The sequence below is a fragment of the Flavobacterium sp. AED genome (assembly GCF_000812945.1).
In the GTDB taxonomy this organism is placed as follows: Bacteria; Bacteroidota; Bacteroidia; order Flavobacteriales; family Flavobacteriaceae; genus Flavobacterium.
On record NZ_JSYM01000002.1, the window covers coordinates 1 to 16255 of the forward strand.

The following is a 16255-nucleotide window of genomic DNA, read 5'->3' on the forward strand; positions in this document are numbered from 1 at the left end:
ACATTTGCAATAGTGCCATTATTCATTTCTACTGCACCAATAAAGGGATGAATGAGCTGTTCTTTTAGGTTTGGAGATCGTCCATTAAGAAAAAGACCTCCAATATAAGTTTCATCGGTTGTATTATAGGTACGCTCTGGGGAAAATACATTGTAAGCTAAATTTGGAGAATTGATGTTCGAAAAAGTACCAGTTACAGCTCCTTCCGAAATGTCTCTGTGTAGAGGGTCACTAAAACCAGTTTCAGGCGCATGGCAAGAAGCACACGCTTGACCGATAGGATTGGAGAGGTTTTTATCAAAAAAAATTAATTTTCCGATTGCTGTTTTATTGCTAATAACAGGCACATATTCGGAATCGTCAGTACAGCTCGATAACATTATCGCAGCTATAAAGCTAATTAAAAAGTTTTTTTTGCTCATTTATTTAGAATAATTAAAAATAATGGCGCAAATATAAAATTCCATTTTCAAACCAGCAAGTTTATTTAGACTAAATATTAACAGTGTTTTTAAATTAATTTTAACAGTCTTTAATTTTAATGTATATTTTTTCAAAAAGCTCCTTTTACTATAAGTTTCTTCGTTTTAATGAATTAAATAAAATCTAAATAATTTTTCCATTTTGTTTCAATCAAACATATAGAAAACAGATAATTAGGTAAAATAGCAATAAGTAAGCATATTGAAAAATCGACTGTTATACAGCTATTACAAATCTCAATGTTTATATGACTTAATTATAAATTTGTCATTGGTACAGTTAAGTATATAGCTCTCTTCAATGTTTATAGCAATATGTTTTTAACACATTATTAGCACTCAATCAATATAATTTGATTAATTTAGATATAAATTAAAATTCTAATGAACAAATTTCACATTTTAGTAATCGTATTATTTGGTTTCTTACTGATTCCAAGTAGTTCTTTTGCGTGTGAAAACAATTCAGCAAAACATTCTTGTAAAAAAGAGACTTCCTCAAAAATGGACGAAGATGATTGTTGCAAAAATGACAATCATTCAAAAAATAAAAACCACGATGGTTGCGGAGGAAAATGTAACCATTCTAAGTGCGGTTGTGCGTCTTCTTGCAAAACCTCTATTACAATTGATGAATTGAACTTTAATAGTACTATTTTTGATTTCTCTTCAGAAAAACAAAAATTCAACAATTATGAAACCTTTATTTCTTCTGGTTTCAATTCTTTATGGCTTATACCAAAAATAGGCTGAATTTTAAATTTGACAGCCATAAGTGTGTCAAATAAAAAGTATTCTTTACTTTAAAATCCTTGTATTTCTCGACTAATGTAATTTTCAAAAGTACGGCTCTTTTATGCTGTCATTTTGCGATTGTTTAGTTAATTTAAAATGACTTAACACACAGTGGACTCTTTAATTGCAAGGACAATATAACTATTGTTGGTATCCAATACGTAACGATTTATTATCAAATATTGCCTTATATAAGGAACTCTCGGTTGAGTAAAGCAAAGAAAACAGATTAAATCCCTACTAAGGCTCAAAAAAATATTGAGTCACATTAAAACAATTAAGTAAATGAAGCTCTATATCAAAAATATGGTCTGTAATCGATGTACTATGATAGTCAAATCAGAGTTAGAAAGATTCGGCTATACCATTATTGCTATTCAACTAGGTGAAGTTGAAATTAAAGAAGAACTTTTAAAACATCAAATTGATGAAATTCAAAAGGCTTTCTCCCAATTTGAATTTACAATTATTAAAAAAGGAAATGATAAAGTAGTCGAAAAAATCAAATTATTAGTAAATACTTTTGTTAATCAACACGAAGAATTACAGCATTTGAATTTATCAACTTATATTCAGTCAAATATTAATAAAGAATATAATTATTTGAGTAATGTGTTCTCTGAAACTGAAAACAAAACCATTGAACATTTTTATATTGGCCATAAGATTGAAAAAATAAAGCAATACCTTTCTGATAATGAAATTTCTATATCAGAAATAGCATATAAAATGAACTATAGCAGTATTTCTTATCTGTCAAATCAATTCAAAAAAGAAACTGGATATACACCTTCTCAATTTAAATCATTAAATGATAATAAAAGAGTTGGATTAGAGAATCTGTAAATATTACAAATCTGTTGTAAAATATTACAGCTATTCTCTTTAGTAAATTAATGTCCTTTGTATTATTAATTTTAAATATAGAAAAAATGAAAACTCTAATTATTGCCTTAAGTTTATTTTTTGCGGCCAACACAGCTATTTTGGCTCAAAAAACAAAAGATACTTCTAAAAATGAAGTAAATACTACCGTTTATTCTTGTCCTATGCATCCTAATGAGGTGAGTTCAATGGAAGGGGACTGTAGCAAGTGTGGAATGAAAATGGTAAAAACCACGGAACGAAAATACAATCACGCTGTGAAGGGAAGTCAAGCAAGCAGTAAGGTTATTATAAAATATGTTTGCACAATGGATGGTGCAACTTCTGACAAACCAGGAAAATGCCCTAAATGCGGGATGGATATGGTACAAAAAGAAGTTCAAAAAGTAACTTATACCTGTCCGATGCATCCTGAAGAAATAAGTTTAATTGAAGGTGGATGTAGCAAATGCGGAATGAAAATGGTTAAAACTAGAGAATACAACCACGCTGTTAAAGGTAGTCAAGCCAGTAGTGAGATTGTTACAAAATATGTTTGTACAATGGATGGAGCAACTTCTGATAAGCCAGGAAATTGTCCTAAATGCGGAATGGAAATGACTAAAAAAGAGGATAATAAAAAATAATTTTATTATGTAAAATTTGAATCTCTTTTTATTTCAATTAGATACGCATTGTAAACAATTATTTGCGATGCGCTTGTTATATAATCAATACTAAAATGAAAAGTAGTATCCGTATTAAAGTGGATTTTAAAAAAAATATTCATCAGAAAATGTTGCTAACAGCAACATTATTTCTACCAATTAATAAATGAAAAAAATGAAAAATGTAATTCTTTCTGCCATTGTGATGGCATTCGTAATGGTTTCTTGTAACCAAAAAAACAAAGAAGCTGCAACAACTAATTCAGAAACAACAGAGAGCACTTCTCAAATATATGCGTGTTCTATGCATCCAGAAATTGCAGGAAAAAAGGGAGAGAAATGCTCTAAATGTGGAATGGAACTCACAGAGCCGGTAAATGAAGTTACCAAAACTACTTCCGGTACTTCAACTGAAGTCAAAACCGAAACAACTGTTGCACCAGTTACACAAACTAAATTTTCAATCAATGAAATTGTGAGTAACTATTTGAAACTGAAAAATGCACTGACTAAAGACGACACAAAAGGTGCAGCCAATGCGGGTAAAGCATTATATGTAACTTTCAATAAAATAAATTCCAATACAATACCAAATGCAAAATTGAAAAAGGAATATCTTGATATTGCCGATGATGCCAAAGAACACGCAGAACATATTGGAGATAACGCTGGTAAATTAGAGCATCAAAGAGAACATTTTGTACTTTTAAGTAAAGATGTAACTGATTTAATCAAAACTTTCGGATCTGATCAAAAAGTCTATCAAGATTTTTGCCCTATGGCAGATAATGGAAAAGGGGCTATTTGGATAAGTGAAACCAAAGATATCAAGAATCCATATTACGGTAATAAAATGCTTACATGTGGTTCAATACAAAAGGAATTGTAAGATGAAAAAAATCATCCAAAAAACACTGTTTATTGGGTTAATTATTTTTTTGCTAATGCAATTGTATCAACCTGCTCGTAATAAAAGTTATGGGCAGGATTTAATTGGAAATTTTACAAAAATCTACAATGTTCCCAAAAATGTGGAAACCATTTTACGAACATCCTGTTACGATTGTCACAGTGATAACACAAATTATCCTTGGTATTCATACGTTCAACCAGGGCGTTCTTTTATGGAAAGTCACATTAAAGACGGAAAGAAAGATTTAAATTTTTATGAATTCGGAAATTACTCCAAGCGAAAGCAAGAAAGTAAATTAGAAGCTATAGTCAAGCAAATAAAATCAGATGAAATGCCTTTGTCTTCATATACTTTCATTCATAAAAATGCTATACTAACACCTACTCAAAAACAGGAAGTAATCAATTGGATTAATAAAACAAAAGATAGCCTTTCATCAAAAAACTAAATAGTATGGTCGAAAAATTAATATCATTTTCATTAAAAAACCGATTTGTTGTACTACTAGTTTCGGCCTGTTTATTTGGCTGGGGTATTTATAGTGTACAACAAAATCCGATAGATGCCATTCCCGATTTGTCAGAGAATCAAGTCATTGTCTTTACGGAATGGATGGGGAGAAGCCCGCAGGTTATAGAAGCGCAAGTAACTTATCCTTTGGTCTCTAACCTGCAAGGCATTCCAAAAATTAAAAATATTCGTGGTGCCTCCATGTTCGGGATGAGTTTTGTCTACATCGTTTTTGAAGATGATGTCGATGTCTATTGGGCAAGAACCCGGGTTTTGGAAAGGTTAAATTATGCCCAACGGTTGTTGCCACAAAATGTTGTACCAACATTAGGTCCAGACGGTACTGGTGTGGGACATATTTTTTGGTATCATTTGCAAGCCAACGGTATGGATTTGGGAGAGCTAAGAGCATTGCAAGACTGGTATGTGAAATTCGCATTACAGACCGTACCGGGCGTGGCAGAAGTGGCCTCGTTTGGAGGTTTTGAAAAACAATATCAATTGGTGTTAGACCCCCTAAAAATGCAATACTACAATGTAAGCATGATGGAAGTGATGAATGCTGTCAAGGCAAATAATAATGATGTTGGAGGACGGAAATTTGAAATGAGTAATATGTCCTATATCGTAAGAGGTTTAGGCTACATAAAAAACATAAAAGATGTAGAAGACATTGCCATTAAAAACTATAATTCCGTTCCTGTAAAAGTAAAAGACATTGGTTCGATACAAATGGGGGGCGATTTGAGATTAGGGATTTTTGATGAAAATGGAACTGGCGAAGTGGTTGGCGGAATTGTAGTGATGCGTTATGGCGAAAATGCTGATAAAATAATCACAGCGGTTAAAGAAAAAATGAAAGAAGTCGAAAAAGGCTTACCCGAAGGCGTTACTTTTAAAACGTCTTATGACAGAAGCGAATTGATAGAAAAAGCTATTGCATCGGTTAAAGGAACTTTAATCGAAGAAATGATTGCCGTTTCTATAATAATTCTTCTTTTTCTTTTTCATTGGCGAAGTGCCTTAATCATTTTAATCCAAATACCAATATCCGTTGCGGTTGCATTTATCTTTCTACAAGCTTTTGGAATATCTTCCAATATTATGTCACTAACGGGTATTGCGCTGGCAATAGGTGTTATTGTTGATGACGGAATTGTGATGGTAGAGAATGCTTATAGGACAATTTCGGAGAAACAAGAAGAAATGGATAACAACAAATAATTTGTAGCGATGAGGAATTTTTTTAAAAAAATAGTCAAAAAACAACACGATCCATTATCATCTGATGAAAAATTGCAGCTAATTGAATCCTCTTCTAAATTAGTTGGACCAGGTGTTTTCTATTCAACCGTAATTATAATTACCTCTTTTTTACCTGTCTTTCTCCTTACAGGCATGGAGGGAAAACTCTTTAGTCCATTGGCATGGACAAAATCGTTAATACTTATTGTTGATGCATTTTTTGCTATAACACTTACCCCTGTGTTAATTAGTTTTTTACTTAAAGGCAGACTTCGAGTGGAAGAAAAAAATCCAATTAATAGAAAACTGGAAAGCATCTATACGCCTATTTTAACCCTTTGTTTAAAATGGAGAAAAACAGTATTGGGTATCAATATCATTGCACTTTTGATAGGAGTTTTAATGTTTACGCGTTTAGGTTCAGAATTTATGCCTCCATTAGATGAAGGTTCCATCTTGTTTATGCCGGTAACCTTGCCGGATGTATCCAATTCTGAAGTAAAACGAATATTACAAGTTCAGGACAAATTAATAAAATCGATACCCGAAGTGGCACACGTTTTAGGAAAAGCCGGGAGAGCAAATACAGCAACCGATAACAGCCCGATAAGTATGATTGAAACCATTGTTTTGTTAAAGCCCCAACAAGAATGGAGAGCAGGCAAAACGAAAAATGATATTGTTAACGAAATAAACAACAAACTGCAAATACCCGGAGTAACTAATGGCTTTACCCAACCCATCATCAATCGTATCAATATGCTTTCAACGGGTATCCGAACCGATGTTGGAATTAAAATTTATGGAGCAAGTTTAGATACCATAAACGCATTATCCCAAAAAATTAAAAAAGCACTCGAAGGCACAGCTGGAGTAAAAGATTTATATGCCGAACCCATAACCGGAGGGAAATATATTGACATAGAAGCAAAACGGGAGGTGATTGGTAGATATGGGCTTTCAATTGACGATATAAATACTGTTGTTGAAGCGGCTATTGGAGGGATGAAACTCACGACAACTATCGAAGGAAGGCAACGTTTTTCGGTAAATGCGAGATATGCACAGGAATATCGAAATAGTTTAGAAGCCCTAAAAAAACTGCAAGTACAAACAATGCAATTTGGACCAATTCCGTTAGAAACGGTTGCTGATGTGAAAATAAGTGATGGACCGCCCATGATAAACAGCGAAAATGCAATGCTTCGTGGTAGCGTATTGTTTAATGTTCGGGACCGTGATTTAGGAAGTACCGTAAAAGAGGCGCAGAAAAAATTGGATACTATGATGACTAAAATGCCAAAAGGATATTATGTGGAATGGAGCGGACAATGGGAAAATCAAATCAGAGCCAACAAAACATTAGGTATGATATTGCCTATTGTCGTTGTTATTATTTTTCTTGTTTTATACTTTACGTATCGTTCCATGAAAGAAGCTTTGATAACCATGATAACGGTACCGTTTGCTTTAATTGGAGGTATTTTTATGGTGTATTTTTATGGTATTAATTTATCGGTAGCCGTAGCCGTCGGTTTTATTGCATTGTTTGGTTTGGCTGTCGAAACAGCTATGCTAATAACCATTTATTTGAATGAGGCGATGAACAAAATGGTGGCAAAACATGGGAACAGTGCAGCAACAATTACAGAAGCTATTTTGAGAGAATATATTATTGATGGTTCAGCCAAAAGGTTGCGACCAAAACTAATGACTGTTTCCGTTTCCTTATTTGGATTAATACCAATTCTTTGGGCAACAGGAACAGGCGCCGATGTGATGCTTCCTATCACGGTTCCGCTCATTGGTGGTACAATCACCTCGACTATTTATGTATTATTAGTAACACCTGTTGTTTTCGAAATGTCAAAACTTCGTGAATTAAAAACAAAAGGTAAAATAGATCTTATAGATGCAAAACATTAAATATTATATCGCAATAAGTTATTTGATTTTAAGTAGTACTACTATTGTAGCACAAACACTTTCATTGGATACCATTTTGACTACTATCAAAACAAATAATCCACAGTTGAAAATGTATGATGCTGATATTCAAAGCATGGATGCAGCAGCAAAAGGCGCTAAAAGCTGGATGCCGCCACAAGTAAATTCAGGTTTCTTTATGACCCCTTACAATACCAAATTATGGAAAGCTGGTGATAATAGCCTTGGTATGGGGTTTTATACATTAGGTGTTACGCAAATGATACCTAACCCATCAAAACTAAAGGCAGATTACAACTACATGAATGCAATGTCTTCAGTTGAGAAAGAAAACAAAAACTATACGATTAATCAATTAAATGCTTTGGCAAAAACGAATTATTACCAATGGTTGGTCCTGAATAAAAAAATGCAACTTGCCAACGATAATTTATTGCTTCTTGACTATATGATTAAGAGCATGGAGATCCGCTACCAATACAATATGGATAAATTGCCCACCTATTACAAAGCAAAATCACAATATAGCACATTACAAAGCATGATAGTAATGCTTCAAAATGATATTTCTCAAAAGCGAATTATGCTTAATACCTTGATGGCAAGAGACACTAATATCCCTTTTGAAATAAATACCACCTATCAATTAAAAGTTTTTGATTTGATAAAACTGCATACAACATTCAATATACAAGGCCGAAGTGATATTAAAGCTATTGAACAAACAATGGCATTAAATCAATTAAAAATAGAAGCTGAAAAAGCAAAACTATTACCGGAATTTGGAATTAATTACGAACATATGTTTGCTTTTGGGCAACAACCACAACAATTCACTTTAATGCTTATGGTTACTATTCCCTTTGCTCCTTGGGCTTCAAAAATGAGTAAGGCAAATGTCAATAGCTTTCAAATAAAAAATGAAAGCCTTAATTGGCAAAAACAAATGGTTTTGAATGAAGCTCATGGAATGGTTTCAGGAATGAATACCGAACTTACCAATCTCAAGGCGCAATATGATATTGCTGAAAAGAGTATTATTCCAGCGCTGAGAAAAAATTATGATACGGCAATACTTGCCTGGCAAAATAACACCGGTGATTTGTTTGTTGTTCTGGATGCATGGGAGGCATTAAATATGGCTCAAATAGATACTTTAGACAAATTGCAAGCTATTTTGATTGCACAAGTGGAAATTGAAAAACATTTAGAAATCAAATAATTATGAAAAGATATTTAAAATATAGTTTGGTAGTTATGATAATTTCAATTATTGGATTGTCCATATACTTCTTTGCTTTGTCAAATAAACCAACACATAATCAGCAGCAAAAAGAACTGTACACCTGTCCTATGCATCCGCAAATTATTAGGGATAAACCCGGTAATTGCCCAATTTGCGGAATGGCATTGGTAAAAAAAACAATCCAAAATCATGTTGTGGAAAGCAACTTAATTGAAAACCTTTTAAAGCCAACCGATAATTTTATAGTGGGAAATTACCAAACCACAACCCCAAAAGATACCACCATCAGTAGTGAAATAAACTTGCCCGGTCTAATAGCATACGACCCAAATTCGTCTGTAAATATCGCGGCAAGAATAAGTGGCAGAATAGAAAAAATGTATGTAAATTATAAATACCAAAAAGTTAATAAAGGACAAAAGCTTTTTGATTTGTACAGTCCGGAATTATTGACGGAACAGCAAAATTTCATTTATTTAGTTTCCAATGATTCCGATAATGCGTCAATTATTAAAGCCACAAAGCAAAAATTACTGCTATATGGAATGACTGTTAATCAAATAAATGCATTGGTTTCAGCCAAAAGGGCAAACCCGGTAATTTCTATTTATAGCCCTGCCTACGGAATTATTCAGGGAACGGAAAATATGACCAAAAACGCAAATGTAACAATGCAAAACGCTACTGCAACTACAGAATTTTTAACTATTAAAGAAGGCGATTATATAAAAAAAGGGGAAACTGTTTTTAAATTAGTGAATACCGATAAAGTATGGGGCATTTTTAATGTCATACAAGGATACAATAACCTAATAAAAACAAATCAATCTATTGCTATCACATCAGAATTAGACGAAAATGAAATCATCAATGCACAAATAAATTTTATAGAAACACAGTTGAGTCCAACTGATAAATCCAATAGAATTAGAGTTTATTTAAACAACAATAAATTAAAATTACCTATTGGTATCCGATTACAAGGCATATTGAAAACAAATCCCATTAAGTCCACTTGGTTGCAAAAACAAGCATTAGTGAGTATTGGTAATAAAAAAATAGTTTTTATAAAAATGGACAATGGCTTTAAGGCAGTAGCAATAAAAACTGGAATTGAAATCAATGATTTCATTCAAATTATAGAGGGCATTTCTGTAAAAGATACTATTGCCAAAAATGCTGAATATTTAATCGATAGCGAAAGCTTTATAAAAACGGAATAGCCATGAAAACATTAAAAAAAACAGGGCTTCTATTTTTACTATTTACTGCTTTTATAGCTTGTAATACTAAAAATAAGGAGGATCATAGCAAACACCAAACAAAAGAAAATATTTTCTACACTTGCTCTATGGATCCACAGGTAAAGGAAGATAAACCGGGTAAATGTCCCATTTGTCATATGTCTTTAACCCCAATAAAAAGCAACGATACAGAGGCTAACGAAATAAGCTTGAGTAAACAGCAAATACAATTAGGAAACATCTTCACACAAACGATCGCAGAAACTCAAGCTAGTTTAGAGCAAAATTACACAGGGGTTTTGATTATTAATCAAGAAAAAACAAAAACTGTTTCCGCAAGAGCAATGGGACGAATTGAAAAGTTATATTTTAAAACCACAGGGGATTATATTAAGAAAAACGACCCCGTTTATTTATTATATAGTGAAGATATTGCGATAGCCAAACAAGATTATTTTACAGCTTACAAACAACTTGCCATGCCCGGTGATTTTGGTAAAAATGCAAGAAGTATGCTCAATGCAGCCAAACGAAAATTGGTGTTCTTTGGTTTGTCAAACACTCAAATTGAAGCTCTAAAAACAACTAATGAAGTTTCGCCTTACACCACTTTCTACAGCGCCTATAGTGGTTATATTTCTGAAATATTAGCCACAGAAGGCAGTTATATGATGGAAGGTTCCGCTATAATTAAATTAGCGGATTTAAATAGTCTTTGGCTTGAAACACAAGTAAATGTAAACTATGCAAAAAGCGTGCGCCTGGGCCAAAACGCAAAAGTTTCATTTTCCGATTTTCCTGATAAAACAGTAAATGCGAAAGTTTCATTTATCAATCCTGAAATAAATCCAGATACCAGACTGCTTTTAATTCGAATGGAAGTGCCCAATCAAAACTTGCTGTTAAAACCCGGAATGCAGGCAATCGTAAAATTGACACAATCCAATATAAAAGGGATATTCGTACCTAGTGATGCGGTTATCAGAGAAGAAAATGCTTCGTACATCTGGATTGAAAAAAGACCAGGCGTATTTGAAAGCTTAATGGTGGAAACGGGAGCAGAAACCAATGGAATGATTGAAATTAAATCAGAATTGAATCCAACAAAAAAAGTAGTGATAACAGGAGCCTACGCCATAAACAGTGAATATAAATTCCGAAAAGGGAGTGACCCCATGGAGGGAATGGAAATGTAATGATAAAAAAAAATATTAAATTAACAAATATGGAATTAAAACTAAACGTTGATAAATTAGGAACAATAGGTCTCTTTACAACAGCACTATTTTCACCTTGCTGTTTTCCGCTTTTTGCATTTGGAGCATCAACATTTGGCTTGGGTAGTTTTGAGCTGTTTGGCGGATGGACAATGTGGATATTTCTGGCAATGGTTTTAATTTCTATCTTAGGTTTAATCATTTCTTATCGCAAACATCATAGTATTTATCCTTTATTGATAGCGGTACCATCGGTTCTATTAATTTATTACGGATACTATTTTAACAGCAACCCTTATTTTATTTACATAGGTATGTTTGGATTATTGCTAGCAACAGGAGTAAATTATTATAGAAATAAATTGCATGGTACCTGTAACACTTGTGCAATTTATAACGGTAAGTCAGTAGAACTAAAATCAACTTTAACTTGCCCAAATTGTGGATATAAAAAAGACGAAACAATGCCTACCGATGCTTGCCAATTCTTTTATGAATGCGAGAATTGTAAGACGATATTAAAACCCAAACATGGCGATTGCTGTGTTTACTGTAGTTACGGAACTGTAAAATGCCCCCCAATTCAAGCCGGTGACAAATGTTGTTAAAAACCAAATTTAAAAAATAGAAATTAAATCAACCAGTATACTATTGTTTTTTTGTATTAATTGTAAAAGCTCAAAAAACCGTTCGATTTACAATTGTAAGTAATTGTAGTTTAAGTTTTTAACAACTATAAATAGCATCTATTTTATCGAAACCACATCACCTTTACAACTTAAAAAGCTATCTTTATACTGAGGAAATTAATTCATAATTAAAATTTATTAAGATGAATCATCAAAAACTTAAAAATTGTATCGAAGCAGTATTCAGAGTATGCAGTGAAGTGATTCTATTTCTTTTTTAGCTGATTCGTCTTATTAGCAAGAAGTAGCAAAAACAATGACAAAAACAGAAGCTATCATCCGGGGGGGATTAGTATTTTTATATGGACTTTATTCAACTTACTGCTAATTGTAATTCTTATTGGATATTTATAGATAAATCTATCCGCATTCAAAAGAATAGTAAAAATAAAAACAAACCACGATGACAACAATTATCATTTTAACACAATTATTACAGGCCCAGAATAATTATATATGGATAATATTCGCAATTATTCTAGTTGCTTGCTGCGTTTTCCCTATAATGAGGATGAGACACAAAAAAAACAATTTGCAAAATACTGGTGTCTATACCTGCCCAATGCACCCCGAAGTGCAATCAGATAAGCCAGGCAATTGCCCTAAATGCGGCATGGCTCTTGTAAAAAAATAATTAACAATAATTATTCTAATTATGAAAAATCAAAAAGAACAAAGCGCTATGAAGATACTCTTAGCTACAGATGGCTCTGTGCATAGCAAAGTAGCGGTTGAGGAGGTTGCAAACAGACCATTTCCAGTGAACACTAAAGTGCATATTGTTTCTGTTTATGAAAGAATGTCACTAATAAATGCTCTTGGACCAATGGGAGTTTCACATGAATACTCTGCAGAAATTGACCACAACGCTTTTAAAGCCGCAGAGAAAATTACGATAAATGCAGCGAAAATTCTGCATGCTAAAAACCCAACTTTAATTGTAACTACAATGGTTATTGAAGGTTCTCCAAAAAGTGCAATACTCAAAGAAGCAGAAACATTTAGTGCTGATTTGATTGTCGTTGGCTCTTCTGGTCACGGGGCTTTAGAAGGCTTTCTGCTTGGCTCGGTTTCCCAGGCAGTGGCGTTACATGCAAAATGTTCTGTGGAAATTGTACGCAAATGAAAAATTAATAATAGACAAAAATCCATTTTGGATTCAATTCGTTATGAATGTGAAATAGGGCTTTGTTTTGGATCAACTTTAAATTATTAAACACTTTATTTGGAGCGTATTTTTGTAAAAAATAACCTAAAAATAGGTTGAAAGCCCGAAACTCATTCCGTCTGTTGCAGCTGGTGGATTACCAAATGTATCTCTTTGTTCTTGAAAACGATAATTAAATCTAATCACAGTTTGTGATGTCGGTTTAAAACTGATTGCAGGCATTATACTCCAAAATATCTTCGCCAATGTTACCACCAGTTTCCTTAAATGTACCATAGAATTACTGAAATAGCGAAGTCAATTATCAAAAAATTTGTCAATCATTTTTTCACACCATCACAAATATTCTTTCAAGATATGCCTACGCGTTGGGGGAGTTGCACAATAAAAGACAAATTAATTTTTAATCCTAAATTAATTCACACACCTAAGCGTTGTATTGAGTACGTTGTTATGCATGAATTATGTCATATGATTCATAAACATCATAATGATAATTTTTTTAAACTACTTACTTTGATGACCCCTGATTGGGAAAAAAGAAAATATAAACTAAACACTTATTTATAAACCTGCTTTGCGAATTCTCCTAACTTGGGAGTTTTTTTAAATTTGGAAATACTAAGTTAAAGTGGATATGTAGTTAAGAATAAAATTTAATATTTTCGTTAGCTTTATAAAATCGATGATAGCTGGCTCAAAAGCTTTAAATCTTTTAAAAAATGGTTCGAAAATTGTCCCGACAGGGGCAGCTGTTGGGACTGTAGTTACAGTCTGATTAAAAGATGTATGTTATAAATAGAATCAGAGCGGTGTTTATAGTATTTAATCAAATGTATACAGTTTTGAAGATTTAATTTTGTTAATCCAATTGACTTCTTCAACAAACATTTTGGCTTTATCTAGCATATCTCTTCTGTCATAAATGTGTACGCTTGAAGAACTATTCTTTTTTGCCGGATGCGTAACATAGCTTATGATTTTCTCGGAGAGTCTTAGTAATGATAGATTACTAACAAAAGAACTTCGTAAGTTATGAGTGCTGAACAAATGGCTATTTTCAATTTCAACTGATTTTAGTACTTTTCTGATGTTGTTATTGAGATTGGTTAATGCAATATTGGAAAAATCAGGAAAAGTATCGTCGTTTTTTTGAATAATTTTTAATGCGGTTGAGAATAAAGGTGTATAGCATTCTGTTTCGGTTTTAGCTTGAATTGTATGTATATAATGAAAAGCGTTAGTATACTCGTTGCATATTTGAGTTGTTCGACCTTTTGCTTCTCGCATCGACTGTAGACGCATGCCAGTTTGGCTAGCTATGAGTATGTACTTTTTTGCTAATTCTAAATATTTTGAAGTAGGTACATATTCTATTATTTTAAGAATATCATTTTCTTTGAGAAATGCTTCCGTTTTTTCAGACTTATTTTTTTCTGCTACATTAATTAGATTGGTGTCTGTCAAATCCAGTGGGATTTTGATGCCTTGTTTTTTAGCAACTTTGCAAAGTTGTATAAAATATGTTTGGTATGCTTTTAAAGTATTTGTTGCAAGTACTTTTTTTGGATCTTGTTGGTAGCTATCTATTTTAATTTTACCAGTCCTAATATCATTTACTACTTCCCAAATTTCTCGATAAAGTTCTTCACTGAGTTTTTCAAATGTTAATTTAATTTTTTTGGCTTCTTGATAGCGTTTTATTATTGGAATTAGATTTCGATAGGAGTTGATGGTAGTGTCTTTAACTTCATCTTTACGACTACTACCTATAAGATTTTCCAGATGGGTAATATGACTATTTAGAAAAGTTATGACTGCAAAAGTTTCCTCTGGTTTTCTTTTTTCTCTACCGCTAATAGAAAGTAAATAGTTTTTAACTTCTTCAGATGTTGGTTCTTGATTTTTAAAATGTGTTGCAGTTGTTTCTATATTTGATTCAAAATCGGTTATTTTATTTCTAAATAATTTATTGTACTTTTCATTTGCTTTAACTGTGGTTGCATTATAAACAAAATTAAATACACCTCTTTTTTCGCGTACAATTCCGAAGTATTTTGGTAAAACTGATACCTCTAAAGAGTATTGAAATTTTTTGTATTTGACTATATCATCTACTTTATTCACAAATGCTCCGCTGATTTCTACCAATACCAATTCAGGGCTAGTGCGCTCATCCAAAGATTTACTTTTAGCTTTGAGTTTATATCTATAGGTCAGTGCTTTCATAAAAGCAAAGTTATAGATTTAAATTCAATTGGTCTCTAATTAGGTCTCTAATTTTATGATAAAAGATGAAATATACTGATAAATAATGATTGATTTATTTTTTCGTTTTTAAGCTTACGCCTTATTTTGCAGTGGTTAAGGCTGTTTTAGGGAGTTTGTAGAGTATGAGATATATTTTCTACAGATAAGTAATTCACAAGTGTAATTTTTTGCAAAAGTAAGCTATTTAAACGAAGTTGTTGCAATCACATGACTTTGAGTGCAAAATGAAATGAAATATATGGAGAATTTAGTGGTAATGATTCGATAAAAATGTTTTTAGCATTTTGAAAATGATGCTGTTTTTAATTTTTTGATTGTTTTAAGTTTTGAATCAGCACTGTAGTTATTTCTAATGTAGCACCAGCAACAGGCTTGTAGTTCACAAAATTAAATTTACAAAGATTGTGAATATTTAAGTGTTTGCCATTTGGTAATCCGTCTTGTTTAAAATCAGACCACGGAATTTTTATTGTTGTAAATTTATCTGGGGAAATAGGTAAATCAACTCTTGGATGAGAACCTCCATGCACGCAACCAGTTCCTTCTTCATTTCCTTCACGAGCTTGTAGTTTAATGAGATGTGAGGATTTATAGGTAATGCTGACAAAATTGGAATCTTCGGGTAAATTTGTTGGAGACCCGTCATTTGATTGAGATGGTGTTATCAATACATTCAATTCAATTTCACCAATAGGAGAATTAGTAGCCGTTACACGAATAATGCTATTTTTTTTACGGATGGTATTGATGACTTCTTGGTTTTCAATTGTAGGTCCTGCAACGTACCAAACGCTAGAAGTAACGAGATTGTTATCGTTGTTAGTTTTCTTTTTTACATCCGTTTTGAAACTTGAAATCAAGCATAAGGTTATAATCAAACCAATATATTGCAACCAATTGCCAAATCGTTTATTTCTCATCATGCAGTTGTTTAGATTTTGCTAAAGTAATTAAGAATTATTTCTTTAGATGTTAGTTGAGGGAAAAAATGATTGG

16 protein-coding genes and 2 pseudogenes are annotated in these 16255 nt (G+C 32.5%); 14 read left to right on the forward strand and 4 right to left on the reverse strand.

Annotation, left to right across the window (positions count from 1 at the left end; all coding sequences use genetic code 11):
* Positions 1 to 422, reverse strand: a 422-nt coding sequence (locus tag OA85_RS09305) for a cytochrome-c peroxidase (RefSeq protein ID WP_039109490.1), incomplete at its 3' end; no start/stop codon positions are given.
* Between the two features lie 444 nt (positions 423 to 866).
* Between OA85_RS09305 and OA85_RS09310 the strand changes: the two genes are divergently transcribed.
* The 13 genes and pseudogenes from OA85_RS09310 to OA85_RS09365 all read left to right on the forward strand — a co-directional run bounded on the left by OA85_RS09310 (position 867) and on the right by OA85_RS09365 (position 12946).
* On the forward strand, positions 867 to 1235 hold the full coding sequence (locus OA85_RS09310) for a hypothetical protein (RefSeq protein WP_039109491.1): 369 nt from the start codon (positions 867 to 869) through the stop codon (positions 1233 to 1235).
* A gap of 369 nt (positions 1236 to 1604) precedes the next feature.
* Positions 1605 to 2123 carry an AraC family transcriptional regulator gene (locus OA85_RS09315; protein WP_052257193.1) on the forward strand — a complete coding sequence of 173 codons (519 nt, stop codon included), beginning with the start codon at positions 1605 to 1607 and terminating at the stop codon, positions 2121 to 2123.
* Between the two features lie 86 nt (positions 2124 to 2209).
* Positions 2210 to 2788 carry a heavy metal-binding domain-containing protein gene (locus OA85_RS09320; RefSeq protein WP_156129446.1) on the forward strand — a complete coding sequence of 193 codons (579 nt, stop codon included), beginning with the start codon at positions 2210 to 2212 and terminating at the stop codon, positions 2786 to 2788.
* 196 nt (positions 2789 to 2984) lie between these two features.
* Positions 2985 to 3698, forward strand: coding sequence for a DUF3347 domain-containing protein (locus OA85_RS09325; protein ID WP_039109902.1), 714 nt, complete (start codon positions 2985 to 2987; stop codon positions 3696 to 3698).
* Between the two features lies 1 nt (position 3699).
* Positions 3700 to 4170 (forward strand): heme-binding domain-containing protein, encoded by a 471-nt coding sequence (locus OA85_RS09330; RefSeq protein ID WP_039109495.1) that lies wholly within the window; start codon positions 3700 to 3702, stop codon positions 4168 to 4170.
* Between the two features lie 5 nt (positions 4171 to 4175).
* Positions 4176 to 7403 (forward strand): annotated as a pseudogene (locus tag OA85_RS17610) (efflux RND transporter permease subunit).
* Entirely contained in the window at positions 7390 to 8646 is a 1257-nt protein-coding gene (locus OA85_RS09345; protein WP_039109498.1) for a TolC family protein, read from the forward strand. Before OA85_RS17610 ends, OA85_RS09345 begins: the two are co-directional and overlap by 14 nt.
* A 2-nt stretch (positions 8647 to 8648) precedes the next feature.
* Positions 8649 to 9893 (forward strand): efflux RND transporter periplasmic adaptor subunit, encoded by a 1245-nt coding sequence (locus OA85_RS09350; RefSeq protein ID WP_039109499.1) that lies wholly within the window; start codon positions 8649 to 8651, stop codon positions 9891 to 9893.
* Positions 9894 to 9895: 2 nt separating this feature from the next.
* A complete protein-coding gene (locus tag OA85_RS09355; protein WP_039109500.1) occupies positions 9896 to 11110 on the forward strand; it encodes an efflux RND transporter periplasmic adaptor subunit in 1215 nt (404 codons plus the stop codon).
* A gap of 29 nt (positions 11111 to 11139) precedes the next feature.
* A pseudogene (locus OA85_RS17615) lies at positions 11140 to 11469 on the forward strand (MerC domain-containing protein); the annotation flags it as partial.
* A 51-nt stretch (positions 11470 to 11520) separates the two neighbouring features.
* The gene (locus tag OA85_RS17620) at positions 11521 to 11739 is read left to right on the forward strand and encodes a GDCCVxC domain-containing (seleno)protein (RefSeq protein WP_039109903.1); all 219 of its coding nucleotides are present in this window, start codon (positions 11521 to 11523) and stop codon (positions 11737 to 11739) included.
* 592 nt (positions 11740 to 12331) lie between these two features.
* Entirely contained in the window at positions 12332 to 12454 is a 123-nt protein-coding gene (locus tag OA85_RS17710; protein WP_255350539.1) for a heavy metal-binding domain-containing protein, read from the forward strand.
* A gap of 48 nt (positions 12455 to 12502) precedes the next feature.
* Positions 12503 to 12946: a universal stress protein gene (locus OA85_RS09365; RefSeq protein ID WP_039109904.1), complete on the forward strand. Its 444-nt coding sequence runs from the start codon at positions 12503 to 12505 to the stop codon at positions 12944 to 12946.
* 126 nt (positions 12947 to 13072) lie between these two features.
* On the opposite strand, the gene OA85_RS09370 is transcribed toward OA85_RS09365, so the two are convergent.
* Positions 13073 to 13264, reverse strand: a complete 192-nt coding sequence (locus OA85_RS09370; RefSeq protein WP_039109501.1) for a hypothetical protein — start codon at positions 13262 to 13264, stop codon at positions 13073 to 13075.
* On the opposite strand from OA85_RS09370, the gene OA85_RS17770 reads away from it, so the two are divergent.
* Positions 13256 to 13558: a M48 family metallopeptidase gene (locus OA85_RS17770; RefSeq protein ID WP_052257195.1), complete on the forward strand. Its 303-nt coding sequence runs from the start codon at positions 13256 to 13258 to the stop codon at positions 13556 to 13558. The two genes, OA85_RS09370 and OA85_RS17770, sit on opposite strands and share 9 nt — an antisense overlap.
* A 255-nt stretch (positions 13559 to 13813) precedes the next feature.
* Here the strand turns inward: OA85_RS17770 and OA85_RS09380 are convergent, their stop codons facing one another.
* Positions 13814 to 15217, reverse strand: coding sequence for a hypothetical protein (locus OA85_RS09380; protein ID WP_039109502.1), 1404 nt, complete (start codon positions 15215 to 15217; stop codon positions 13814 to 13816).
* Positions 15218 to 15561: 344 nt separating this feature from the next.
* Positions 15562 to 16182: a hypothetical protein gene (locus OA85_RS09385; RefSeq protein ID WP_197056070.1), complete on the reverse strand. Its 621-nt coding sequence runs from the start codon at positions 16180 to 16182 to the stop codon at positions 15562 to 15564.
* Between the last annotated feature and the right edge of the window lie 73 nt (positions 16183 to 16255).

Bases quoted from the DNA above. Each gene is read 5' to 3' on its own strand.
- OA85_RS09310 (WP_039109491.1), top strand. From the start codon at position 867: ATGAACAAATTTCACATTTTAGTAATCGTATTATTTGGTTTCTTACTG.
- OA85_RS09315 (WP_052257193.1), top strand. From the start codon at position 1,605: ATGATAGTCAAATCAGAGTTAGAAAGATTCGGCTATACCATTATTGCT.
- OA85_RS09320 (WP_156129446.1), top strand. From the start codon at position 2,210: ATGAAAACTCTAATTATTGCCTTAAGTTTATTTTTTGCGGCCAACACA.
- OA85_RS09325 (WP_039109902.1), top strand. From the start codon at position 2,985: ATGAAAAATGTAATTCTTTCTGCCATTGTGATGGCATTCGTAATGGTT.
- OA85_RS09330 (WP_039109495.1), top strand. From the start codon at position 3,700: ATGAAAAAAATCATCCAAAAAACACTGTTTATTGGGTTAATTATTTTT.
- OA85_RS09345 (WP_039109498.1), top strand. From the start codon at position 7,390: ATGCAAAACATTAAATATTATATCGCAATAAGTTATTTGATTTTAAGT.
- OA85_RS09350 (WP_039109499.1), top strand. From the start codon at position 8,649: ATGAAAAGATATTTAAAATATAGTTTGGTAGTTATGATAATTTCAATT.
- OA85_RS09355 (WP_039109500.1), top strand. From the start codon at position 9,896: ATGAAAACATTAAAAAAAACAGGGCTTCTATTTTTACTATTTACTGCT.
- OA85_RS17710 (WP_255350539.1), top strand. From the start codon at position 12,332: ATGAGACACAAAAAAAACAATTTGCAAAATACTGGTGTCTATACCTGC.
- OA85_RS09365 (WP_039109904.1), top strand. From the start codon at position 12,503: ATGAAGATACTCTTAGCTACAGATGGCTCTGTGCATAGCAAAGTAGCG.
- OA85_RS17770 (WP_052257195.1), top strand. From the start codon at position 13,256: ATGTACCATAGAATTACTGAAATAGCGAAGTCAATTATCAAAAAATTT.
- OA85_RS09370 (WP_039109501.1), bottom strand. From the start codon at position 13,264: ATGGTACATTTAAGGAAACTGGTGGTAACATTGGCGAAGATATTTTGG.
- OA85_RS09380 (WP_039109502.1), bottom strand. From the start codon at position 15,217: ATGAAAGCACTGACCTATAGATATAAACTCAAAGCTAAAAGTAAATCT.
- OA85_RS09385 (WP_197056070.1), bottom strand. From the start codon at position 16,182: ATGATGAGAAATAAACGATTTGGCAATTGGTTGCAATATATTGGTTTG.